This window comes from Salinisphaera sp. SWV1 (assembly GCF_052044155.1).
Classification (GTDB): Bacteria; Pseudomonadota; Gammaproteobacteria; order Nevskiales; family Salinisphaeraceae; genus Salinisphaera.
The window spans coordinates 1-506 of record NZ_JBQDYE010000194.1 but is presented as its reverse complement, the minus strand read 5'-3'; the positions used below and the strand labels follow the sequence as shown (position 1 = coordinate 506).

1 protein-coding gene and 1 pseudogene are annotated in these 506 nt (G+C 54.5%); both read left to right on the top strand.

Annotated features, from left to right (window positions below):
- Window positions 1-168: pseudogene (locus tag ACS8YF_RS20220) on the top strand (formate hydrogenlyase); the annotation flags it as partial.
- Window positions 165-506: formate hydrogenlyase assembly protein HycH (hycH, locus tag ACS8YF_RS20215; RefSeq protein WP_440851836.1), on the top strand; the 342-nt coding region annotated here is incomplete at its 3' end. The pseudogene ACS8YF_RS20220 and the gene hycH, both read left to right, overlap by 4 nt.

The following is a 506-nucleotide window of genomic DNA, read 5'->3' as shown; positions in this document are numbered from 1 at the left end:
CGACTGGCGGGTTATCGTTACGGTCGTGAGATTGCCGATGATTACCTTACACAGTTAGGGCAGGGCGAAGAACAGGTTGCACGCTGGCTGGAAGCGGAAAACGATCCGCGTCTGAACGAGATTGTCAGCCATCTGAATCATGTTGTTGAAGAGGCGCGTATCCGATGAGTGAAAAGGTGGTGTTCAGTCAACTGAGCCGTAAATTTATTGATGAGAACGATGCCACGCCCGCCGAGGCGCAGCAGGTGGTCTATTACAGCCTGGCGATTGGTCACCACCTTGGGGTTATCGATTGCCTGGCAGCGGCGCTCACCTGCCCGTGGGATGAATATCTGGCATGGATTGCCACTCTGGAGGCGGGTAGCGAAGCCCGCCGCAAAATGGAAGGTGTGCCGAAATATGGTGAGATCGTCATCGACATTAACCATGTGCCGATGCTGGCCAATGCATTCGATAAAGCCCGGGCAGCGCAAACTTCGCAGCAGCAGGAATGGAGTACAATGCTG